This window comes from Blautia sp. KLE_1732_HM_1032 (assembly GCF_025147905.1).
Lineage (GTDB): Bacteria > Bacillota > Clostridia > Lachnospirales > Lachnospiraceae > Blautia_A > Blautia_A fusiformis.
Genome location: NZ_CP102266.1, coordinates 3413377 through 3437364, shown reverse-complemented (window position 1 = coordinate 3437364; position 23988 = coordinate 3413377). Strand labels below are relative to the sequence as shown.

Genomic DNA, 23988 nt, shown 5'->3' with positions numbered 1-23988 from the left:
AGTGTGTGGGGACTTGCTTGTATCTTGTAGCTTTTTCAGGTATAATAGAGAAAACAAACAAAACCTATTAACAATATAAAGAATAAAGTCTGCAAAGCAGATTCTGCTTCCTATGAAAGAAGATACAGGAAGCTGCCTGTGCATCACAGAGAAGGGTGCCGGTTATGGAATACAGAGGAATATTTCCGGCTGAACAGCTGCACAATAACAGAAAGAGCAAAATGCTATAAATCAGAAGAATACTGAAATATTGGAGGTAAATATTACATGAGGATTTCTACAAGAGGAAGATATGCGCTGAGACTGATGTTGGATCTTGCTACAAATTATACAGGAAAACCGATCCGCCTGAAGGATGTGGCGAAGCGCCAGGAGATCTCAGATAAATATCTGGAGCAGATCATATCCATCCTGAACAAAGCAGGCTTTGTCCGCAGTGTCCGTGGCCCTCAGGGCGGCTATGCACTGCAGCAGACCCCGGATAAATACACGGTCGGAATGATCCTTCGTCTCACAGAAGGAAGCCTTTCCCCTGTGGAATGTCTGGACGACAACGGAGCCATCTGTGACCGTGAGGAGAACTGTGTCACCCAGATCCTCTGGAAAAAGCTGGACGACGCCATCAAAGGTGTGGTAGATCATATAACACTGGAAGACCTGATGAACTGGCAAGCCGTGAAGGCGGACGAATATATCATATAAAAAAAGCTGCGCAAGCAGCTTTTTTTATATCACATTTTTTTACTAACATTTTACAAAACCGCGATTTTATATTTTACCTTCCATTCCTATAATAACACCTGTATTTAAGCAGTAAGCAAGTAAAAATGATCATAGAAATGAGGAGAAAAAAATCATGAAAAAAAGAATCGCAGGTATCTTAACAGCAGCACTTATCGGAACTACAGTAATGGGAACCGTTGTAATGGCAGCACCATCCGGAGCGATCGACGTAATTTCCCGTGAGGACGGATCCGGAACACGTGGAGCATTCGTAGAGCTGTTTGGGATCGAAGAAGAAAAAGACGGCGAGAAAGTAGATATGACAACACAGGAAGCAAGCATCACAAACAACACAGATGTAATGCTTACCACAGTAGCAGGCGATGAGAACTCTATCGGATACGTATCCCTTGGTTCCCTCAACGATACAGTAAAAGCAGTAAAGATCGACGGAGCAGAGGCAACAGCAGAGAACGTTGCAGATGATACATACAAGGTAGCACGTCCGTTCAACATCGTAACAGGCGACAAGCTCAGTGATGCAGCACAGGATTTCATCAACTACATCATGAGCTCTGACGGACAGGACATCATCGAAAAAGAAGGCTACATCAAAGTAGATGAAAAAGCAGAGGCATACAAAGCCGGAGATGCAAAAGGCAAAGTCGTAGTTATGGGATCTTCTTCCGTAGGACCTGTAATGGAGAAGCTTGCAGAGGCATATCAGAAAACAAACAAAAACATCACAGTAGAAGTTCAGGTCAGCGACTCCACAACAGGAATCAATAGCGCAACAGAGGGTGTATGTGATATCGGAATGGCATCCCGTGAGCTGAAGGACGAGGAAACAGAGAAAGGTGTTAAAGCTACAGAGATCGCAAAAGATGGTATCGCAGTCATCGTAAATAACGACAATGACCTTGAGGAGCTTTCAAGTGACCAGGTAAAATCCATCTTCACAGGTGATATCACAGACTGGGAAGACGTGACCAAATAAATTCCCGGATAAAAAACGATTGAAGTATCTTACAAAGAGCGGCGATCATGACAAGGTCAGGAAAGCCGCTCCGTTATATATCAGCACAGTGGATATCCACTGGAACAGAGAGAAAGGTGTCTTATGAATCATTTAGGAGAAAAGGCCATGAAGGTCGTTTTTCTCATTGCGGCCTGTGCATCGGTTCTTGCAGTATTTCTTATTTGTGTGTTCCTTTTTGCAAACGGCCTTCCTGCAATGGGAAAGATCGGTCCCTTAAAATTCCTCTTCGGAACAGAATGGAGACCAACAAACGATAAATTCGGAATCCTGCCAATGATCGTGGCAAGTATTTATGTAACTGCAGGAGCAATCCTTATCGGAGTTCCGATCGCACTTTTTACATCCGTATTTATGGCAAGATATTGCCCGAAAAAAATCTATAAACCACTGAAATCCGGTATTGAGCTTATGGCAGGCGTTCCATCCATCGTATATGGCTATTTTGGTCTGGTTCTCCTGGTACCGCTGATCCGCCAGCTGTTCGGAGGAACCGGAAGCAGTATGCTGGCAGCATGTATCCTTCTGGGAATCATGATCCTTCCGACGATCATCGGAGTTACGGAATCGGCAGTACGAAGCGTTCCGGAAAGCTACTATGAAGGCTCACTTGCACTTGGCGCAACAAAAGAAAGAAGCATTTTCTTTGTTATGCTTCCGGCAGCAAAGTCCGGAATCCTGGCAGGCGTTGTCCTTGGAATCGGACGTGCCATCGGTGAGACCATGGCCGTGATCATGGTAGCCGGAAACCAGCCACGTATGCCGAAGGGACTTCTTCAGGGTGTACGTACCATGACTGCAAACATCGTAACAGAGATGGGATATGCATCAGGACTTCACAGAGAAGCACTGATCGCAACAGGAGTTGTACTCTTTGTATTTATCCTGATCATCAACTTAAGTCTTTCACTGCTGAACAGGAGGGCGGAGTATGCAAACTAACGTATCTGTAGCCGCAGATCCTGCGGCAGAAGCAAACATGAAAAAAAGAAATACACTTACCATAGGAGACCAGCTGAAGTCCTATGCGAAACATCCCGGTGCAGGAGTCCTGGCATTTCTCACACTGCTGGGAGCAGTGATCACTTTTGCACTGCTGTTCTTCCTGATCGGCTATGTGCTTGTAAAAGGTATTCCCTATCTGAATGCAAGTCTGTTCAGCCTTACCTATACCTCAGAGAACGTTTCCCTTCTCCCGTCACTGATCAATACCCTGATCATGACACTGGTATCTCTGGCGATTGCCGCTCCGGTAGGAATCTTTGCAGCGATCTTCCTTGTGGAATATGCAAAAAAAGGCAGCCGTTTTGTAAAGCTGATCCGTATTACCGCAGAGACACTTTCCGGTATTCCATCCATCGTATATGGTCTGTTCGGTATGCTGTTCTTTGTAACTGCACTGCACTGGGGCATGTCTCTTCTTTCCGGTGCCCTGACCATGGTGATCATGGTACTTCCCCTGATCATGCGTACCGCTGAGGAAGCACTGAAATCTGTTCCGGATTCTTACCGTGAGGCAAGCTTCGGACTTGGAGCAGGCAAGCTCCGTACTATTTTTACGATTGTACTTCCCTCCGCAGTTCCTGGAATCCTGGCAGGTGTGATCCTGGCCATCGGACGTGTGGTAGGTGAGACTGCAGCACTTCTTTATACCTCCGGTACTGTTGCGGCAGTTCCAAACAGCCTGATGGGTTCCGGACGTACCCTGGCACTTCACATGTATGTGCTTTCCAGTGAGGGACTTCATGTAAACCAGGCATCTGCAACAGCAGTAGTCATTCTGGCATTTGTACTTGTTATCAACGGACTGTCCGGTCTGGTAGCCAGAAAAATTGCGAAAGGATAATGATCGATCATGAGTGAAAATACAAAAATTTCAATTGACAATATGAATCTCCATTACGGAAACTTTCATGCCCTGAAGGGAATCAATATGGAGATCCCGGAAAAAGAGATCACAGCATTTATCGGACCAAGCGGCTGTGGTAAATCCACACTTCTGAAATCCTTAAACCGTATGAACGACCTTGTGGAAGGCTGTTCCATCACAGGAAAGGTAGAGCTTGACGGGGAAGATATTTACGGAGATATGGACGTGAATCTTCTGCGTAAACGTGTGGGAATGGTATTTCAGAAGCCCAATCCGTTCCCGATGAGCATTTATGATAATATTGCATACGGTCCGAGAACACACGGTATCCGTTCCAAGGCGAAGCTGGACGAGATCGTGGAAAAATCTCTCCGTGATGCGGCAATCTGGGATGAGGTCAAGGACCGCCTGAAAAAAAGTGCTCTTGGAATGTCAGGCGGACAGCAGCAGCGTCTCTGCATTGCCCGTGCCCTGGCAGTACAGCCGGAGGTGCTTCTTATGGATGAGCCCACATCTGCCCTGGACCCGATCTCCACTTCCAAGATCGAGGATCTGGCAGTAGAGCTTAAAAAGGATTACACCATTGTTATGGTCACACATAACATGCAGCAGGCAACCCGTATCTCCGACAAGACAGCATTTTTCCTTCTTGGTGAGGTTGTGGAATTTGCGGATACAGACAAGCTGTTCTCCATGCCGGCAGATAAGCGTACAGAGGATTATATTACAGGAAGGTTTGGTTGATATTATGTCAGAACGTTTTGTAAGACAGCTGGAAGAGCTTCACGTGGAACTGATCACCATGGGAAGTCTCTGCGAAAAAGCAATTTCACTTTCTGCCAAAGCTATTCAGGGTGAAGGCGGGATGACTCTCATTGGCAAGATCTTTGAGACGGAAAAAGAGATCGATGCACAGGAAAGAGAGATCGAAAATCTCTGCATGAAGCTTCTTCTTCATGAGCATCCGGTAGCCGGAGATCTGCGATCCATTTCCGCAGCGCTGAAGATGATCTCCGATATGGAACGCATCGGTGATCAGGCAGCAGATATTGCGGATCTTTCTAAGCATATCGAGGACAAAGCAGTTACCGGAGATATCATTAATATCCGGAAGATGGCAGAGGATACTGTCCGGATGGTTACAGAAAGCATCGATGCCTTTGTAAAGGGTGATCTTGAGCTTTGCAGAAAGGTTATTGACGATGATGATAAGGTGGACGATGCCTTCAATGATATTAAGGAAAAGCTGGCCGAGGTTCTGAATAACGGAAAGCCGGATGCAAGCATCGGTCTGGATATCCTTATGGCTGCAAAATATTTCGAGCGTATCGGTGATCACGCTGTGAACATTGCAGAGTGGGTGGAATATTCCATCACAGGAAACCACAGAAGCGGTTCCAGTCATACAGATAACTATTTTGTTGAGGAATAGAAATAAGTAAGAGCAGATTGCAAAGAGTTGCATTATTATAAAAAAGTGCTGTGGTATTGAAAGGATATCACAGCACTTTTTATAATGTGATGAAATTTACAAGGATTTAACTTTTTCCGGATAATTATTTTTACATTGCTTTTGTAAAATGCTATATAGATTTCGGAGAAAGGAAAGGGCTGAGCTTTGAGTAAAAAAATATTTAAGTATATCATGCTGGTTTCATCACTGATCACAGTACTGGGACTGGCATTTGTCGTGGGGATCCTTTATCACTATTTTCAGGGACAGCTGATGGGTGAGCTGAAGAAAGAAGCCGTGTATATTTCCAGAGGTGTGGAAAGTACCGGGACAGATTATCTGAAGAAGCTGAATGATGAGGATTCCAGGATCACTTATGTGGATGAAAGTGGAAAAGTTATCTACGACAATGAGGCAAATGTGGAAAGCATGGATAATCACGGACATCGCAAGGAGATCCGTGAAGCAGAGATCAACGGAGAAGGTGCGGATGAAAGAATGTCATCCACGCTTTCCGAAAAAACCATGTATTATGCAGTACGCCTTGAAAATGGCAATGTGCTGAGAGTTTCCAGTAACCAGGCTTCTGTATGGATGCTGCTCCTGCAGCTGCTTCCGCCTTTTGCTGTAGTTCTGATACTTATGCTGCTCCTGTCCGGCGTATTTGCATCCAGGCTTTCCGGGAAGGTTGTGGAACCTCTTAATGGGCTTGATCTGGAGCATCCGGAGGAGAATGATGCCTATGATGAGGTACAGCCGCTTCTCAGCAAGATCGGCAGACAGAGCCGGCAGATCCGTCTGCAGCTTGAGGCAGCCAGAAGACAGCAGAAAGAATTTTCTATTATCACGGAGAACATGCAGGAGGGACTTCTTGTGATCGACCGTTATACCATGGTACTTTCTGTCAACTCCAGTGTGGGAAAGCTTCTTAAGGTAAAGGAGATCAAAACAGGAGAAAGTGTATATCTTCTGAACCGCTCGGAGGAGTTTCGAGGTGTCGTTGGGCAGGTCCTTGAAGGAAAGCATGAGAACAAGATCCTTCGTCTGGATGGCAGTGAGATTCAGGTGATCGCCAATCCTGTCACAAGAGAAAATAAAACAGAGGGTGCGGTGATCCTTCTGGTGGATGTGACCGAAAAAGTAGAAAGGGAACAGCTGCGAAGAGAATTTTCCGCCAATGTTTCCCATGAACTGAAAACGCCGCTGACTTCCATTTCTGGATTTGCTGAGATCATGCAGGACGGATTTGTGAAGGATGAGGATGTGAAGGTTTTTGCAGGACGCATCTATAAGGAAGCGCAGAGACTGATCCGTCTGGTTGGGGATGTGATCCGGATCTCCCGTCTGGATGAGGGCGGATTGCCGTATCAGTGGGAAAAACTGGATCTTTACAGTCTGACTCATGATATTTTTTCTACCTTACATGAAGCTGCCGAAAAGCAGGAAGTGCATATGTATATGGAAGGCGGAAGTACAGTGCTGGATACAGTGCCGACGATCATGGAAGAGGTTCTCTATAATGTCTGCGATAATGCTGTCAAATATAACCGCCGGGGTGGAGAGGTCTTTGTGAGACTGAAGGATGGCGAGGATGCAGTTCGTGTGAATGTGCGGGATACAGGGATCGGTATTCCGAAGGAAGATCAGGAACGCATTTTTGAACGCTTTTATCGGGTGGACAAAAGCCATTCCAAGGAAATCGGCGGAACCGGTCTTGGCCTTTCCATTGTGAAGCACGGGGTAAAAACTCTGAACGGCAGGCTGTGGCTTAACAGTGAACCGGGACAGGGAACCGAGATCATTATGGAATTTCCGAAACATCATATGGAAAAGGAAGCAGCAGAGTGAACATAGGTCGTGTAGCGATGATGTTCATAGGCATGCAGCAGAGTGGAAGATGAACGGCCGTTCTGTTGTATGTATCTGCTGCTTTTTATATCATAGTATATTGCTGGTTGGAGGTTGATGGTTTGACAGACCGGAAGGGTTATGCTATCTTATGTAATAATAATCAGAATAAGCAACAGGAAAGCGGATGATAACGGTCCGCTTTCTGTATTATAATTGGTTCGGAATAATTCCGGACGACTATACTGAGGGGAATAAAAATATGATACAGGCAATTGTTTTACTGGTGTTCCTGATCTTTCTGAACTCTGTTTTTGCAGGTGCGGAAATGGCGATTCTGTCCATGAATGAAGCAAAGATGAGGGAGCTGGCGGAAGAGGGAGATCACCGGGCGCAGATTTTGATAAAGCTTACAGAACAGCCGGCACATTTTATGACAGCGATCCGTGTAACGGTAACTACGGCAGGATTTCTGCAGAGCGCTTTTGCGGCAGAATATTTTGCACAGCCGATGACAGAGGCACTGATAAGGTCAGGGATAGATGTACCACAGAATGTTCTGAAGATCGTATGCATGATCATTGTGACCATACTGCTTTCCTATGTAAGTCTTCTGTTCGGAGAACTGGTGCCAAGACGTCTGGGAATGAAAAATCCGGATGAGCTGTCTCTGCGTCTGGCAGGACTTCTTAAGATCGCAATGATCGCAGTCTGGCCGGCTACTGCACTTCTGACAGTAACTGCCAATGGTGTGCTGTATCTGATGGGGATCAAACCGGAAGAAAAAGAGGAGCAGGCCACAGAGGAAGAGATCCGTATGCTGCTTACAGAGGGAAATGAACAGGGCAGCATCCAGCAGGAAGAAAGCGAGATGATCCAGAATGTTTTTGACCTGGATGATACTGCGGCAGATGAGATCTGTACACACAGAAGAGATGTGGTTGTCCTCTATATGGAAGACTCCGATGAGGAATGGGAACGGATCATCAGAGAGAACCGTCACACCTTTTATCCGGTATGCGGGGAAGATCAGGATGATATTATCCATATTCTGGACACCAGAGATTATTTCCGCCTGGAGGACAGATCCAGAGAAGCTGTTCTGCAGCATGCCTGTTATTCACCGTTTTTTGTACCGGAATCCATGCGTGCCAACCTGATCTTCCGGGAAATGAGGGAAAAACGGGATTATTTTGCAGTAGTGCTGGATGAATACGGCTGCTTTGTGGGAATTGTCACTCTGCATGATCTTGTGGAGACGCTGGTGGGAGATATTGACGACAGGACAGATCTGCCGAAGCCGGATGATATTGAGAAGACAGGAGAACATATCTGGAAAATACAGGGAGGAGCGATCCTGGATGATGTGGCAGAGGTCATAAATGTGGAGCTTCCTGTAGAAAAATATGATACTTTCAGCGGCTTTGTCTGCGGAGTTCTGGAACGTGTACCGGAGGACGGAGAACAGTTCCGATGCAGCTGGAAAAACCTGGATATTGTGGTAAATCAGGTCAGAAACCATACCGTTGTGGAGGGGATCGTTCATGTTCAGCCAGAGAAAAAAGTGCAGGAACAGAAAGAAGAGATCTGACAAAACCTTGTTCAGCCAGGTCATGGGACAGTTATCGGGAGAAAGATCTCCGGGGATTTATGGACATTTTCGAACATGTTGTTGCTTGAAAGTATGTTATTTTTATGACATAATAAGGAAATAACCCGAGGAAAGCTTGTGATGGGGGAGAGAAAATGCCAGGTTTTACAAGACAGATCATACTGCATACACTGACGGAACTTATGAACGAAAAACCATTGTCCAAGATTACGGTAAAGGACATTGTGGAACGCTGTGGAGTAAACAGGAATACATTTTACTACCATTTCAGAGATATTCCGGATGCGGTGGAAGCAATGGTAAAGGAAGAGCTGAATGACATTCTGAAGGATCAGAAAGCACCGGAATCAGTCAGCGACTGTATGGAAATCCTTGTCAATGCAGTTCAGAAGAACAAAAAAGCCATGCTACATCTGTACCGCTCGATCCAGAGGGATGTATTTGCCGATTATCTGGATCATGCCGCAGAGCGTGTGGTGGAGGAGCTGATCAACAGGGCGGTCGGAGACTTTGAAATGGATCAGGAAGATAGGCATCTTATAAGCCGGTATTATAAATGTGTATTTGTGGGAGTGATCCTGGACTGGCTACGGCATGATATGGATTATGATATCCTGTCAGATATGCATAAGCTGGAGTATATTTACGAGAAGAGCCTTGAGAGTCAGTACAAAAATCTGAAATAAAAGCTATGATCTCAACTAAATGAAGATTAAAAATATCCATTTAGTGTAAAACAGGAATGTCCTCGAATATTATTAAGGTATAGAAACGGTTAATTTTGAGCTGGTGTCTGAAATTTAGGCACTGGCTCTTTTTTGTCTGTTTTTTTAAACGACACAGGGATGTATAATTCAGTACAATAAATGAGAAAAAATTATCAAGGAGGGAACGTATGGATGACCTGAAACAGCTGAAGCTTGTAAAAAACATCTACATCGTCATGTCATTACTGTTCTGTGTGCTGGGTATTTTTCTGATGGCAAGGCCCAAAAGCTCTGTAAAAATGCTGTGCGTGCTCATGGGAATCATGCTGATTCTGTACGGAGCTATTAAGATCAGTGGATATTTCACGAGAGATGCTTTCTGTCTGGCATTTCAGTTTGATCTGGCTTTCGGGATCCTGCTGATGGCAGTGGGAGTGATCCTGATAGCCAGAAAAAATTTCGCAGTGGATCTTATTTTTTCCGTGTTCGGAATCCTGATCCTGGCAGATGCCCTGTTTAAGATCCAGATGTCTGTAGATGCGAAGAGATTCGGTCTGGCGTTGTGGTGGCAGATCCTGCTGATCGCACTGGTCACCGGAGTGATCGGAGTTCTGGTTTTTATCAGACCATTTGAAGCAGCAGCTATGATGATGGTGTTGGTAGGATTTTCCATTTTACTGGAAGGGATCCTCAATCTATGGGTCGGGATCCTGACGATCAAGATCATCAAGAGTCGGCTTTAAACATAAACATAAAAATAACCAATCACTTTAGATAATAACATAGGAGGAAATAGAGTATGGGAATCGTAGACAAAGCAAAACAGGCAGCGATCGCAGCTACCGTAACAAAAGCACTGGATTATCTTGAGAAGGATCCGGAGACAAACATACCGAAGATCATGGAAATGGTTGATAAAGTAACACCGGATGGCTGGTATGCAGGACAGAGAAATGCGATCCGTCACTCCATCGAGGCAAAGGACAACTGGTATCAGCTGATCCTTCGTATGTATCAGCTGGATGCCGGCGTACGCCAGACATTTTTCCGCAACTTTATTGTAAATGCCAGTCTTAAGGGAAGTGCAACGCAGGAAAAGGTATCAGAAGAGAATGACTGCAATGTACCGTGGGCAATTCTTCTTGATCCTACCAGCGCATGTAACCTTCATTGCACAGGATGCTGGGCAGCAGAGTATGGACACAAGCTGAACCTGGATCTTGAGACCATCGATTCTATCGTAAAACAGGGTAAAGAACTGGGAACCTATATGTACATCTACACAGGCGGTGAGCCACTGGTCCGCAAAAAGGATCTCATTAAGATCTGTGAGATGAATCCGGACTGCGAGTTCCTTTCCTTCACAAACGGAACTCTTATTGACGAAGAATTCTGTCAGGAAATGCTCCGTGTGAAAAACTTCGTTCCGGCTATCAGCCTTGAGGGAACAGAGGCAACTACAGACGGACGTCGTGGAGATGGCGTATACCAGAAGGTTATGCATGCCATGGAGCTTCTGAAGAGCCACGGACTTCCGTTCGGTGTTTCCACATGTTACACATCCGCAAACGTAGATGCAGTAAGCAGTGAGGAGTATTTTGATCATCTGATCGAGTGCGGAGCTTATTTTGCATGGTTCTTCCACTATATGCCGGTTGGAAATGATGCAGCAGCAGATCTCCTTCCCACACCGGAGCAGAGAATCAAAATGTACGACAGTGTCCGCAGATTCCGTGCCACAAAATCTCTCTTCACTATGGACTTCCAGAACGATGCAGAGTATGTAGGCGGATGTATCGCAGGTGGTCGTCGTTACCTCCATATCAATGCAAACGGAGACGTGGATCCTTGCGTATTCATTCATTTCTCCAATGCGAACATTAAAGAATGTACACTCCTTGAGGCGCTGAAGAGCCCGATCTTTATGGAGTATCACAAGGGTCAGCCGTTCAACAAAAATATGCTTCGTCCATGTCCGATGCTTGAAAATCCTGAGCTTCTCCGCAAGATGGTTGAGCGTGCAGGAGCGAAATCTACAGATCTTCAGTCTCCGGAGACAGCGGAGCATCTCTGCGCAAAATGTGATCACTATGCAGAGGTATGGAAGAAACAGGCCGATGAGCTCTGGAGTGAGAGCCAGGCAAAAAAAGCTGCAAAAAAATCAACAACTTGTTAATTAACACTTGATATAGATGTTGGGATACTGTATAATGAACCCGTTTTTCAGGAGTCTGAAATAACAGTTCAGATAAGAGTGTCGAAACAGAAGAGACACGATACGTGTACTGACAGATAACAGGGCGGTTATATTCAGCAGTGGGTATAACTGCCTTCTTTTTTATGTTATCGTCAGGACATAGGGAAAGAAAGGATGGATTCATTATGGAAAAACAGGAGAAAAACACAGCCAGCCCTTATGAGCTGGACGGACGCCCACCTCTTAAGGTGGCAATTCCCCTTGGACTGCAGCACGTGCTTGCCATGTTTGTGGGTAATCTTACCCCGCTTCTGATCATCACAGCTGCCTGCGGGATCGAAGCAGGAGGGGATCTTCAGGTTGCATTACTTCAGAATGCAATGCTGATCGCAGGAATTGTTACACTTGTACAGGTCTTTACGATCGGACCGGTCGGTGGCAAGCTTCCTATCGTTATGGGAACAAGTTCAGGCTTCATCGGCGTATGTCAGAGTGTTGCCGGAGTCATGGGAAATGGTGTCGTTGCCTATGGTTCGATCATGGCAGCCTGCTTTATCGGCGGTCTTTTTGAGACTGTTCTGGGAAGCTTTCTGAAACCCTTAAGAAAATTTTTCCCATCTGTTGTAACAGGTACAGTTGTACTTTCAATCGGTCTTTCACTGATCGGTGTGGGAATCAGCTCTTTCGGTGGCGGAAGCTCCGCAAAGGATTACGGTTCTCTTGAAAACCTTTTCGTAGGCTTTGTAGTTCTGATCGTGATCATTGTACTGAAACATGGAACAAAAGGCTTCACAAGCTTTTCTTCAATCCTCATCGGTATTATCGTGGGATACGTTCTGGTAAGTATCATGGCTATGGTACTTCCTACAACATTTACATATGTAGATGACACAGGTGCTACTGTGGAGGCTACAAAGGCCTGGGTTCTCAACTGGGACAAGGTTGCTCAGGCAAAATGGTTTGCGGTACCGGCACTGATGCCTGTAAAATGGGTGTTTGACGCACGTGCGATCGTGCCGATCCTGATCATGTTTATTGTAACTGCAGTTGAAACAGTTGGTGATATTTCCGGAATCACAGAGGGTGGTCTTGGAAGAGAGGCTACAGACAAAGAGCTTTCCGGTGGTGTTATGTGTGACGGACTTGGATCTTCCTTCGCAGCACTGTTCGGTGTGCTTCCGAACACATCCTTCAGTCAGAACGTTGGTCTGGTTGCAATGAATAAGGTTGTAAACCGTTTTTGTATCGCTACAGGAGGAATCTTCCTGATCGCATGCGGACTGTTCCCGAAGCTTGCAGCACTGATCTCCATCATGCCGCAGAGTGTTCTTGGCGGCGCTGCTGTTATGATGTTCTCATCCATTGTTGTCAGCGGTATCCAGTTAATCACCAAGTGGCCGATCGGACCGAGAAATGTTACGATCGTTTCCGTAGCACTTGGTCTTGGTTATGGACTTGGCTCCAATACAGCGATCCTGGTGCATCTGCCACAGGCGATCAGCCTGATCTTCGGCGGTTCCGGTATTGTTCCGGCAGCAGTGTTTGCTATTATTCTTAATATTGTTCTTCCGAAGGATGAGAAGAGTGAGATTGAGAGAGCTGAGGAGATGCTGGAGAAAGTTAAGAATAAATAAGAAAGTGTAAGAATAAAAAGAGTTTTTTTCTTTTTTGAGACTGTTGGACTTTATTGGTCTGACGGTCTCTTTTTTTTATAATTTTCTATTTTGGGGATAAAGGTTCGGCCTTTTGGAAGGCGGTAATTTGCGAGAAGGGGAAGCACTCGGAGTTGCGAAGGCCGTCTCCCCTTCTCGCGCTCTTCCCCTCCTGGCCACGCCGCTGTTCGGCGTTGTAGTGGGTGTGAATGTTCTGACAGGGTGCGGGATTCGGGGGTGTCGAGGAGGGGAGACTGTGCCGATCTGTTGGGTGGTGGATAATAATAAAAAGGATCTGTAAAAGGCGAGATTTTACAAATAGTTCTGCCTTTTTCAGATCCTTTTTTGGTGTGCGCCCGGCGGCGCACGTTTCTAACGGGTGCAAGTCCCGAATCCGCCTGGTAGTGGGAAGGATATAGCCGAAGGCAAGGGTGTCCATCGTGAGGTGGAATCTGAAGGAAGCCGGATGTGGGAATAAACTAACCACGGGCAAATCTCTGGTCTGACGAACAGAAATCACATATAAGGTTTTGCATGAGGGTAAGGCTGCACAACAAGTCAAAGCCCAATAACTACACGGAATCATGCGGAATAGATGTGGCAGATAGATGGAGAGAAAGAAGCGTGTGATACCCGGGGAGGTCTGCGCGACATGCCTCGAAAGAGGTAACCACTGCCAAAAGCAGTGCTGAACGCACAGAAGTCAGCAGAGGTCATAGTAGCCGAGAGGTGAAGGACTGAATCAATAGGAGTCTCAAGTATGACCCGGAAAGGAGAAATGAGCAGATGGATGCAGAAAACAAGGAAAGCTGCTTGCAGAGAGATAGCGCGGAACGTAAAGGGTATGTAAGAGCGCACCGCTCATTCAACCGGATATGGAAAGAAAGGGACAGTGCAGAGCCGGATATCTTAGGTAAGATACTGAATAAGGACAACCTAAACAGAGCTTACAAAAGAGTGAAGGCAAACAAGGGAGCGCCGGGAGTAGATGGGATGACCATTGAAGAGGCGTTCCAGTGGATAAAGGAACATAACCACGAACTGACAGAACAGATTCGAAAGGGGCATTATACCCCATCGCCTGTGAGACGAGTGGAAATTCCCAAATCAGACGGAGGAGTACGAAAACTTGGTATTCCGACTGTCATAGACCGTATCATCCAACAGGCAATGTCACAACAGCTGATACCGATTTATGAGCCAAAGTTTTCGGATGGAAGTTTCGGATATCGTCCGGGACGGAGTGCGAAAGACGCAGTTCAGAGGATAGAGGAGTATGCAGAACAGGGATATACAAAAGCAGTAGTCCTAGACCTGTCAAAGTATTTCGATACACTGAACCATGAGTTACTTGTAAATATCCTGCGCAGAGATGTAAAGGATGAACGTGTAATACAGATGATAAAGAGGTATCTTAGAAGTGGAGTGATGGAAAACGGTGTAGTCGTTAAGACGGAAGAAGGATCACCACAGGGAGGAAATCTCTCCCCACTGTTAGCCAATGTATATCTTAACGAGTTTGACCAGGAGTTCAACAAAAGAGGAGTACCGTGCATTCGCTATGCAGATGATATCGTATTGCTAGCGAAGAGCGAACGTGCATCCGAACGGTTGTTGGAAAGCAGTACGAAATATCTGGAAGGGATACTGAAACTAAAGGTGAACCGAGAGAAAAGTCGTACGGTCAGTGTGTTTGCAATAAGAAATTTTAAGTACCTTGGCTTCTGTTTCGGGAAGAGCGGAAAAAGAATCTATGTCCGTGTCCATGGAAAGTTATGGAAGAAAGCCAAGGAGAAGCTGAGAAAGCTCACTTCCCGGAGCAGGTGCGGAAGTATAGTAAAGACCATGGAACGTATAAAAGAATATATGCGAGGATGGCTGAACTATTACAGTATGGCAGACATGAAAAACAACGTCGAAAGGCTGAACAGGTGGTTGTATCGAAGGATACGAATGTGTATCTGGAAACAGTGGAAACTGCCAAAGACACGAAAACGGAAGCTGATGGGGTTGGGAATGCCAGAATGGGCAGCCTGTGAAGGAGCCTACAGCCGAAAAGCTTATTGGAGAATGGCAAATGCAGGAGTGGTCAAACGAGCACTAACAAAAGAAAGACTGATAAACTGGGGCTTTTATGATTTAGCCACAGCCTATCAGTCCATGCACGTCAACTATTGAAACCGCCGTGTACCGAGCGGTATGCACGGTGGTGTGAGAGGACGGCGGTTAGTCACCGCCTCCTACTCGATTAGTAATTGTAGGCTCCCTCATAAGCATTGCATCGTTCCTTTCGATGTCCCTGCTCTACACAGGAGCTGCACCGGTCACAAAATTCCTGTTCATAGCAGGTAGAACAGACACATCCCTTACAGGCATCCCGGTCATAAGCCGGCGTGCAGGTAAAAGGAAGAGTATCCTTCGTAGTTTCCGTACTCATAAAGATCACGCTCCTTTTTTCTATATTATAGACCTATCAAAAAAGCGTTTCAATACAAATAATCAGAAAATACAAAAAGATACCTGATAAAAAGTTACTGTTCACTCCGTTTTCAGTAATACGCTTTGTGATGCACAGAATTTATACTGATCGTATAAATTCGCGCGGTATGTCTCGGGCTTTCTGTGACCTTCGCTAACTCCGAGTGCTTCCCCTTCTCGCAACCCTGCCCACGCCAAAGTGTCCCCTAGAAAGGAAAAACCCCAACTCACAGCAGTTCACAACAGCAGAAAAAAAGTGCCAGCTAATAAGGATGCCACAACATCCCTATCCTACCGGGAGGAGCTCCACCGTCCGGAAGCTCCGCAAGGAAGAACCAGACCACTTTCTGTTACAGGAAGTCCGATCTCCTGTGACTCCACATTACCCTTCCAGGGTTTCAGCTCCGTAGCAAGCATATAAGTCAGAACAGCCGGTGCAAGACCTGTAGTATAGGAATTTACCAGGAAAAACAGCGGATCATCGCTGAGGATCTTCGTACAAAGCTTGATCAGCGGATGGATCGCATCCTCGATCTTCCAGATCTCGCCCTTAGGTCCGCGGCCGTAAGAAGGCGGGTCCATAATGATCGCATCATAATGATTTCCTCTGCGGATCTCACGCTCTACGAACTTCACGCAGTCATCCACAAGCCAGCGGATCGGCGCACTGGAAAGTCCGGAAGCAGCAGCATTCTCTTTTGCCCAGTTCACCATACCCTTGGAAGCGTCCACGTGAGTAACGGAAGCACCGGCTGCAGCTGCAGCCAGAGTAGCGCCGCCGGTATAGGCAAAAAGATTTAAGACCTTGATCGGGCGTCCTGCATTGCGGATCTTTTCACCGAACCAGTCCCAGTTCACAGCCTGTTCCGGGAAAAGTCCTGTATGCTTGAAGCTGAAAGGCTTCAGATTAAAAGTAAGGTCCTTGTAATGAAGCTCCCACTGATGAGGCAGATCAAAGAACTCCCACTCACCGCCGCCACGGCTGCTTCTGTGATAATGTCCGTTCATATGCTTCCAGCCACGGTTTTTGCGGGGAGTATCCCAGATTACCTGCGGGTCCGGACGAACCAGAAGATAATCCCCCCAGCGCTCCAGCTTTTCTCCTTTTGATGTATCAATAACTTCATATTCTTTCCATCCATCTGCAATCCACATGATGATCAATACCTCTTTCATAATAGTAAATTTATAAGATATATATAGCATTTTTATATAGCATTTCCGGAGATTGCTGTACCAGATCCGGCTGATCGGGACATGAATCCATAAAAACGCCATAATAATGTTTTTTCCAGTATAGAGGAAAAATGGATGCTGTGCAAGAGAAGTACAGGATTTTCCACGAAAGATTTGACAACAGCGCTTTTACATACTAAAATGTACGCAGAGATTTTCTGCCGGGGCAGAGGCTTCCCGCTTCCGTGAAACTGTGGCTGTTTTTTGCGGAAGAGATTTTGCAGAGAATTCCTGACAGACAGAAATCGTTAACAGAAGAAACACAGCAACCGCAGATATGAAACTGTGCACAAAAAGAGGAGAAGCAAACTTATGAAAAAATATTGTGAGATGAGCAGGGAAGAGCTACTCGATTTAAAGAAAGAACTTGACCGTGAGTTCGACGAGATCAAAGCCGAAGGTCTGGCACTGGATATGTCCCGTGGTAAACCTGCACCGGATCAGCTTGATCTTTCCATGAAAATGATGGAAGTACTTGCAGGGGATGCAGATCTGAAATGTGAGACCGGTGTGGATTGCCGTAACTATGGAGTCATCGACGGAATCCCGGAAGCCAAGAGACTTCTCGGTGAGATGTCAGAGGTAGAGCCAGAGAACATTATCATCTATGGTAACTCCAGTCTGAACGTAATGTTCGATACCATTGCACGTTCCTATTCCCACGGAGTAATGGGAAATACACCATGGTGCAAGCTTGACAAGGTGAAATTCCTCTGTCCTGTACCAGGATACGACCGTCATTTTCGTATCACAGAATTTTTCGGCATTGAGATGATCAACATTCCGATGTCTCCGGAAGGCCCGGATATGGACATGGTTGAGAAATATGTCAATGAAGATCCGGCAGTAAAAGGAATCTGGTGTGTTCCGAAATATTCCAATCCGCAGGGCTACACCTATTCCGAAGAAACAGTTAAGCGTTTTGCGCATCTGAAGCCGGCTGCACCGGACTTCCGTATTTACTGGGATAACGCTTACAGCATCCATCATCTTTATGATGACAATCAGGATTTCCTTCTTGAGATCCTTGATGAGTGTGCGAAAGCAGGAAATCCGGACATTGTTTATAAATTTACTTCTACCTCCAAGGTAAGCTTTCCTGGTTCCGGTATCGCAGCAGTTGCTGCATCCAAGGCGAACCTGGATGACTTCCGCAAATACATGACTGTACAGACCATCGGACACGACAAACTGAACCAGCTTCGTCACGTTCGTTTCTTCAAAGATATCAACGGACTGCATGAGCATATGAAGAAACACGCAGACATCCTTCGTCCGAAATTCGAGCTTGTTCTCGCAACACTGGATAAAGAGCTTAATGGACTTGGAATCGGTGAGTGGACCAAACCTCACGGCGGATATTTCATTTCCTTTGATTCTATGGAAGGCTGTGCGAAAGCCATCGTTGCCAAAGCAAAAGAAGCAGGCGTTGTTATGACTGGAGCAGGCGCAACCTATCCATATGGAAAGGACCCGAAAGACAGCAATATCCGTATTGCACCAAGCTACCCAAGCGTTGAGGAGCTTGGCAAGGCAGCAGAGGTATTTGTTCTCTGTGTGAAGCTTGTAAGTGTGGAAAAACTTCTGGAGAAATAAATCGATCACATCAGACTGCCCGGTATTTCAGCATGCGTAATACCGGGCAGTCATAACTATTGGAGAGAGCTCATGGATGAGGAAAAAGAAAAAATGAAAACAGGCAAAAAGTTGGTCATTGCACTGATCATGATCCTGCTGATCCTTACAGCAGGGGCTTATGGATATGGTGTACACTATTTTACAGATCATTTTTTGCCGGGATCTCAGGTGAATGGTTTTAACTGCTCCTATAAAACTGCAGATGAAACAGAAAAGCTTCTTGCAAAGGAAGTGCAGGCATATGTTCTTACCGTTGATACAAGAAATAACGGAAAAGAGAGCATTACCGCAAAAGAAGCCGGACTGGTCTACAAGCCGGGTGGCGGAGCCAAAAAGCTGATCAAGAAACAGGACAGGTACAAATGGTTCCTTGCTTTTAATCAGAAGAAAAAATATACACTGGCAACGGATACTGCTTATGAAGATCAGAACAAGCTGATAGAGGCTGTGAAGAATCTGAAATGCATGCAGAAGGACAATATGGAAAAGCCTGCAGACGCATGCATTAAGGATAATGGCGAAACCTACGAGATCCAGCCGGAAAAAGAAGGAACGACCCTGGATACAAAAAAGGTTCAGAAGGTGATCCGTGCAGCTGTTTCCGCAGGAGACAAAACAGTTAGTCTGGAAAAGAAAAACTGCTACAAAAAACCATCGATATATAAAGACGATGAAGCTCTGAAAAAAGATTGTGACCAGATGAACAAGCTTATCAGCTGCGTGATCACCTATGATTTTTCGGACCGGTCGGAACAGCTTGACCGAAATACCATCAAAGACTGGCTGGTCAGGGACGCAAACGGAGATTATATAGTAAACAAAGATCAGGTTGCAGCTTATGTGAACAGCCTGGGATATAAATATGATACCTTTGGCTGCACGAGGACATTTACCACCTACGATGGCCGCCAGAAAACCATCAAGGGCGGTGATTACGGATGGGCTATCGATCAGACCGCAGAGACTGAATGGCTTTATAATGCCATTCTTGCAGGAACTACAGAAGTGAGACAGCCGGCGTATGCTTACAGCGGACTTTGCAGAGATACCAATGATATCGGAAATACATATGTAGAGATTGACCTGACCAACCAGAGAATGGTATTCTATAAAGACGGACAGCTTCTGGTAGATACACCGGTAGTTACCGGCTGTGTCCGAAAGGGCCATTCCACACCGACCGGATGCTTTGCACTGGATGCCATGCGTTCACCGGCAGTTTTGAAGGGACCTGGATATGCATCACCGGTTACATACTGGATGCCGTTTTCCGGAGGAGTCGGAATCCATGACGCAAGCTGGCGTTCACAGTATGGCGGGCAGATCTATATCACAAATGGTTCTCATGGCTGTGTAAACACCCCGAAGGATAAGGCGGCAATCATTTATAATAATATTAGTGTAGGAGTACCAATCGTAGTTTATGAATAAGAGATTAAAAGAAATATTAAAAGAATACGAAAAAAGAAAACACAAGATCATCAAGGGAGATGAAAGTATGAATATCGTTGTATTGGCAGGCGGAACCAGTACAGAAAGAGAGATCTCCATCGTAACAGGAACCGGTGTCTGCAAGGCACTTCGTAAAAAAGGCCATAATGCCATTCTTGTAGATATTTTCTGCGGACTGGAGCCGGTGGACTGGGATGAGCCCTTTGGAGATAAAGATTATGAGGTAGATTCTGCGGCAGAGTATATGAGAAGCTTCGATGATGATATCGAAGAGATCAAACGCACAAGAAGAAGCTTTTTCGGACCGAATGTACTGGAATTGTGTCAGGCAGCAGACATTGTATTTATGGGACTTCACGGTTCCAACGGAGAGGATGGAAAGGTTCAGGCAACCTTCGATCTTCTGGGGATCCGTTACACAGGAACCGGATATTTAAGCAGTGCCCTTGCTATGGATAAGGGCCTCACCAAGAAGATCTTTCTCATGGATCAGGTACCGACACCGAAGGGCGTTTCCATGCTGAAAGAAAACTGTACAAGAAACATCCATGATCTTGGTATGGAATTTCCTGTTGTTGTAAAAACATGCTGCGGTGGTTCCAGCGTAGGTGTTTATATTGTAAACAACCAGAAAGAATATGAGGATGCCATTGATGGTGCTTATTCTTATGAAGATGAGGTAGTTGTTGAAGAGTATATCAGGGGTCGTGAGTTTTCCGTTGCAGTTGTAGACGGAAAGGCTTATCCGATCATCGAGATCGCACCGAAGCAGGGCTTTTATGATTACAAGAACAAATATCAGGCAGGCTCCACAGTAGAAACCTGTCCGGCTGAGATCTCACCGGAACTGACCGAGAAAATGCAGCATTATGCGGAAGCTGGTGCAAAGGCTCTCTGCATTGAGGGCTATGCACGTTTTGACTTCATGATGAAAGAAAACGGTGATATGTACTGCCTGGAGGCAAACACACTTCCGGGAATGACACCCACCAGTCTGATCCCGCAGGAAGCAAAGGTCCTGGGAATCGACTATCCGGACCTCTGTGAAGAACTGATCCGCATTTCTTTTAAGAAATACAGCAAATAAAATATCTGACCGTAACTCCTCCTGTTGACAGGAGGAGTTTCTGGCAAAAGAAAGGATTTTATTCATGAAAAATCTTACATTGGAAAATATCACAAAAGTCTGCAATGGTATTTACCACGGCCCGCAGGAAAAACTTCAGGAGGAAGTGACTGCGATCACAACGGACAGCCGTAAGGTGGAAAAAGGAGGTCTTTTTGTACCGGTAGTAGGAGAGCGTGTGGATGCTCACCGTTTTATCCCGCAGGTAATGGAAGCAGGTGCACTCGCGACCTTATCCGAGAGAACTCTTGAAGGGGCGGATCATCCGTATATCCAGGTAGGCTCCTCCCTTCAGGCAGTAAAAGACATTGCGGAGTTTTATCTGGAGCAGCTTGATATTCCGGTTGTGGGAATCACAGGAAGCGTTGGAAAGACCAGCACAAAAGAGGTGATCGCCTCTGTGCTGAAGGAAAAATACCGTACACTGAAAACCCAGGGGAATTTCAACAATGAGCTGGGACTTCCACTGACAGTATTCCGCCTTCGTGATGAAGATGAGATTGCAGTTCTGGAAATGGGAATCAGTGATTTCGGTGAGATGACCCGTCTTGCAAAGATCGCAAAACCGGACACCTGCGTGATCACAAACATCGGAACCTGCCATCTGGAAAATCTTGGGGACAGAGACGGCGTCCTGAAGGCAAAAACAGAGATTTTTCAGTATGTGAAGAGAAATATCGTACTTAACGGTGATGATGATAAGCTTTCTACAGTAAAGGAATACAACGGCATGCAGCCGGTATTTTTCGGAAACGGAGAAAATGCTTCTGTTACCTGTGAAAATGTGGAAAGCCGTGGCCTGAAGGGAATGAGCTGTGACATCTGTCTGAAGGGAAAAATGGCAGAGAACGGAGAGTTCCAGACATTTCATGTAGATATTCCAATGCCGGGACGTCATATGGTATCCAATGCACTGGCAGCAGCGGCTGTGGGCAGACTTTACGGACTGAATGCAGAGCAGATCAAAAATGGCATCGAAAGCCTGGAACCGGTCAGCGGAAGATTCAATATGATCGAGACCGATAAATTCATGATCGTAGATGACTGCTACAACGCAAATCCCATGTCCATGAAGGCTTCCCTGGATGTTCTTCAGGACGGACTTGGAAGAAAGGTTGCCATCCTTGGCGATATGGGTGAGCTTGGAACGGATGAAGCTGCACTTCATGAAGGTGTAGGCGTTCATGCAGGTCAGTGCAGGATCGATGCATGCATCTGCGTAGGACCACTTGCAGCCCATATCGCGGAAAAGGCATCTCAGACCAATCCGGACCTGACAGTCATCCGGGAAAAAGATCTGGAAAGCCTTCTTAAGAACCTGAACACATATGTGAAACCTGGAGATACCATCCTCGTAAAGGCTTCTCACTTCATGAAATTTGAAAATGTAGTCAAAGTACTGCAGGAAATGTAAAAAGACCGAAAACAGGGGCAGCATTTGACGAACGAAAATTCTTTCCAGTTAAGTTATATAGAAGTATAATATTCCTAAGGCGATGAGCAGTGCGGCTAAAGAACAAAAGCACGCTCAGGCACTGTGCGGCAGTGAAAAAGGGAGGGCTTATGCTGGAGATGATCATGAAGCTGAACATCCCGCTTTACGTCATGACATCCATGGGATGTATCGGCGGTCTGGGGATGCTGGCAACAAACCTTACCTACCGAAGAATGATCCGAAATACGCAGCGATTACAGAATCTCAAAGAAAAATGGCTGAACCTGTGGAAATCAAGGGACAGGCTCTGGCATCGGATGAACCGATTTGTGTGGTATCCGTCACTGTTTTGTACATTTCTTCTTGGACTGTCTGTTTTTCTCAACAGCAGACTGGGATATAGGGAAGGATTGTCTATGCTTTATCTTTATATAGGGGCGGCAGTGCCGGTAGTACTGCTTCTTCTTCGTCAGGCATTGGACTTTTCTTATAAGGAAGAGCTTGTGATGGCTTCTCTTGCAGATTATGTGGAACAGGTCCGTACCTGGGTGGAGGAAGTACCGGTCGCAGAAAAGCCGGATCCTGTTCTGCAGGAAGAAATCGTAGATAAGATCACCAGAAGTATCCGTCAGACGGCTGCTACCGGAAGCCACTTCAGCAAGATGCTTTCTCCGGAGGAGGAAGAGATCATGCGGGAGATCATACGGGAGTTTATGAATGCAGAGTAAAAACATATCCCGGTATATTTGAGAAAATACAGAAATGTACACAAAGATATTCCGGAATAAGGAAACCGGATGCAATGATCTTTGGAAATGCTGAAGATTAACCGAATCAAGTAAGTTTCCTGTTTCAATTGCGAAAAGCAATAAGCAGCAGGTGGGGACTTGAGGATATCCGCTTGACGAAATATATACTTATAAAAAACTCTCCGGCAGATACGATTCTCTGTATCCGCCGGAGAGCTTTTTTATGTATGCAGTTGTGTAAGATAAGGAATTTATCAGCTATACCTTATCACCCCATGGAGATCGGGCCGCCACGGAGCTTGCCGGCTGTGGTGATCCTCTTGATCGCAACCATGTAAGCTGCCATACGGAGCGTTACATTTTTCTCCTGGCTGAGAGCATAAACTTCATTAAAGGCAGTAAGCATGATCTTCTGAAATATACCTCCCAGATTGGGAATTTTTAAAAAAAGAGAACGCAGGATAAGCATTCGTGGCTTTCCTGCGTCCTTTTATATGTTATTCAGTCTTCCTCGATCACCTGGATCTCCAGGTAGTCGAATTCAATATGTTCAATGAAATTATCCTGATAAAAACGGGCCTTATCATGCTTTTTGAAATCCCGCACTGTGGCATCCAGCCAGATAGGATTTCCCAGATCCATCTGATAACAGATTTCCTCAAGTCCGTGAAAGATCTTGTGGGTTCTGGTATCATCGCTGTCATCACAGACAACGGTGTCCTGAAGCATGCGATTGTCTTTCCATATTTTTCCCCATAAACGAAACATAAATAGTA

At 45.8% G+C, this 23988-nt stretch carries 22 protein-coding genes; 18 read left to right on the top strand and 4 right to left on the bottom strand.

All coding sequences use genetic code 11. The features are described 5' to 3' along the window. Positions 1–267: 267 nt before the first annotated feature. The 13 genes from NQ489_RS16215 (at position 268) to ltrA (ending at position 15276) form a co-directional block, all read left to right on the top strand. The gene (locus NQ489_RS16215) at positions 268–702 is read left to right on the top strand and encodes an RrF2 family transcriptional regulator (protein WP_044962087.1); all 435 of its coding nucleotides are present in this window, start codon (positions 268–270) and stop codon (positions 700–702) included. 154 nt (positions 703–856) lie between these two features. Continuing rightward, positions 857–1720 carry a substrate-binding domain-containing protein gene (locus NQ489_RS16210; protein ID WP_021652475.1) on the top strand — a complete coding sequence of 288 codons (864 nt, stop codon included), beginning with the start codon at positions 857–859 and terminating at the stop codon, positions 1718–1720. 123 nt (positions 1721–1843) lie between these two features. After that, positions 1844–2701 (top strand): phosphate ABC transporter permease subunit PstC, encoded by an 858-nt coding sequence (pstC, locus tag NQ489_RS16205; RefSeq protein WP_021652474.1) that lies wholly within the window; start codon positions 1844–1846, stop codon positions 2699–2701. Continuing rightward, positions 2691–3605 (top strand): phosphate ABC transporter permease PstA, encoded by a 915-nt coding sequence (gene pstA / locus NQ489_RS16200; RefSeq protein ID WP_021652473.1) that lies wholly within the window; start codon positions 2691–2693, stop codon positions 3603–3605. Before pstC ends, pstA begins: the two co-directional genes overlap by 11 nt. A gap of 9 nt (positions 3606–3614) precedes the next feature. Then, positions 3615–4373 carry a phosphate ABC transporter ATP-binding protein PstB gene (gene pstB / locus NQ489_RS16195; protein WP_021652472.1) on the top strand — a complete coding sequence of 253 codons (759 nt, stop codon included), beginning with the start codon at positions 3615–3617 and terminating at the stop codon, positions 4371–4373. Between the two features lie 4 nt (positions 4374–4377). Then, positions 4378–5061, top strand: coding sequence for a phosphate signaling complex protein PhoU (gene phoU, locus NQ489_RS16190; protein WP_015526283.1), 684 nt, complete (start codon positions 4378–4380; stop codon positions 5059–5061). A 186-nt stretch (positions 5062–5247) separates the two neighbouring features. Beyond that, on the top strand, positions 5248–6930 hold the full coding sequence (locus NQ489_RS16185) for a sensor histidine kinase (protein WP_044962085.1): 1683 nt from the start codon (positions 5248–5250) through the stop codon (positions 6928–6930). 262 nt (positions 6931–7192) lie between these two features. Then, entirely contained in the window at positions 7193–8521 is a 1329-nt protein-coding gene (locus NQ489_RS16180; protein ID WP_044962091.1) for a hemolysin family protein, read from the top strand. Between the two features lie 155 nt (positions 8522–8676). Continuing rightward, entirely contained in the window at positions 8677–9228 is a 552-nt protein-coding gene (locus tag NQ489_RS16175; RefSeq protein ID WP_021652467.1) for a TetR/AcrR family transcriptional regulator C-terminal domain-containing protein, read from the top strand. Between the two features lie 209 nt (positions 9229–9437). Beyond that, complete coding sequence (locus NQ489_RS16170) at positions 9438–9992, top strand: HdeD family acid-resistance protein (protein ID WP_015526279.1); 555 nt, start codon at positions 9438–9440, stop codon at positions 9990–9992. Between the two features lie 56 nt (positions 9993–10048). Further along, positions 10049–11425, top strand: a complete 1377-nt coding sequence (locus tag NQ489_RS16165; protein ID WP_021652466.1) for a radical SAM protein — start codon at positions 10049–10051, stop codon at positions 11423–11425. A gap of 206 nt (positions 11426–11631) precedes the next feature. Then, a complete protein-coding gene (locus NQ489_RS16160; protein WP_044962082.1) occupies positions 11632–13080 on the top strand; it encodes a uracil-xanthine permease family protein in 1449 nt (482 codons plus the stop codon). A gap of 804 nt (positions 13081–13884) precedes the next feature. Next, entirely contained in the window at positions 13885–15276 is a 1392-nt protein-coding gene (gene ltrA, locus NQ489_RS16155) for a group II intron reverse transcriptase/maturase (protein WP_227945549.1), read from the top strand. Between the two features lie 70 nt (positions 15277–15346). On the opposite strand, the gene NQ489_RS16150 is transcribed toward ltrA, so the two are convergent. Further along, positions 15347–15535: a hypothetical protein gene (locus tag NQ489_RS16150; protein WP_015526276.1), complete on the bottom strand. Its 189-nt coding sequence runs from the start codon at positions 15533–15535 to the stop codon at positions 15347–15349. A gap of 332 nt (positions 15536–15867) precedes the next feature. After that, positions 15868–16731, bottom strand: a complete 864-nt coding sequence (locus tag NQ489_RS16145; protein WP_044961513.1) for a class I SAM-dependent methyltransferase — start codon at positions 16729–16731, stop codon at positions 15868–15870. Positions 16732–17124: 393 nt separating this feature from the next. Between NQ489_RS16145 and NQ489_RS16140 the strand changes: the two genes are divergently transcribed. The 5 genes from NQ489_RS16140 to NQ489_RS16120 all read left to right on the top strand — a co-directional run bounded on the left by NQ489_RS16140 (position 17125) and on the right by NQ489_RS16120 (position 23191). Next, positions 17125–18408 (top strand): hypothetical protein, encoded by a 1284-nt coding sequence (locus tag NQ489_RS16140; RefSeq protein WP_021651427.1) that lies wholly within the window; start codon positions 17125–17127, stop codon positions 18406–18408. A 72-nt stretch (positions 18409–18480) separates the two neighbouring features. Beyond that, a complete protein-coding gene (locus NQ489_RS16135; RefSeq protein ID WP_021651428.1) occupies positions 18481–19881 on the top strand; it encodes a L,D-transpeptidase family protein in 1401 nt (466 codons plus the stop codon). A 67-nt stretch (positions 19882–19948) separates the two neighbouring features. Then, on the top strand, positions 19949–20989 hold the full coding sequence (locus tag NQ489_RS16130; protein WP_044961514.1) for a D-alanine--D-alanine ligase family protein: 1041 nt from the start codon (positions 19949–19951) through the stop codon (positions 20987–20989). 64 nt (positions 20990–21053) lie between these two features. Further along, positions 21054–22442, top strand: a complete 1389-nt coding sequence (locus NQ489_RS16125; RefSeq protein ID WP_021651430.1) for a UDP-N-acetylmuramoyl-tripeptide--D-alanyl-D-alanine ligase — start codon at positions 21054–21056, stop codon at positions 22440–22442. A 149-nt stretch (positions 22443–22591) separates the two neighbouring features. Further along, positions 22592–23191, top strand: coding sequence for a hypothetical protein (locus NQ489_RS16120; RefSeq protein ID WP_022427348.1), 600 nt, complete (start codon positions 22592–22594; stop codon positions 23189–23191). Between the two features lie 289 nt (positions 23192–23480). On the opposite strand, the gene NQ489_RS16115 is transcribed toward NQ489_RS16120, so the two are convergent. Then, positions 23481–23681 carry a hypothetical protein gene (locus tag NQ489_RS16115; RefSeq protein WP_021651433.1) on the bottom strand — a complete coding sequence of 67 codons (201 nt, stop codon included), beginning with the start codon at positions 23679–23681 and terminating at the stop codon, positions 23481–23483. A 32-nt stretch (positions 23682–23713) separates the two neighbouring features. Continuing rightward, positions 23714–23980 carry a hypothetical protein gene (locus NQ489_RS16110; RefSeq protein WP_015526267.1) on the bottom strand — a complete coding sequence of 89 codons (267 nt, stop codon included), beginning with the start codon at positions 23978–23980 and terminating at the stop codon, positions 23714–23716. Between the last annotated feature and the right edge of the window lie 8 nt (positions 23981–23988).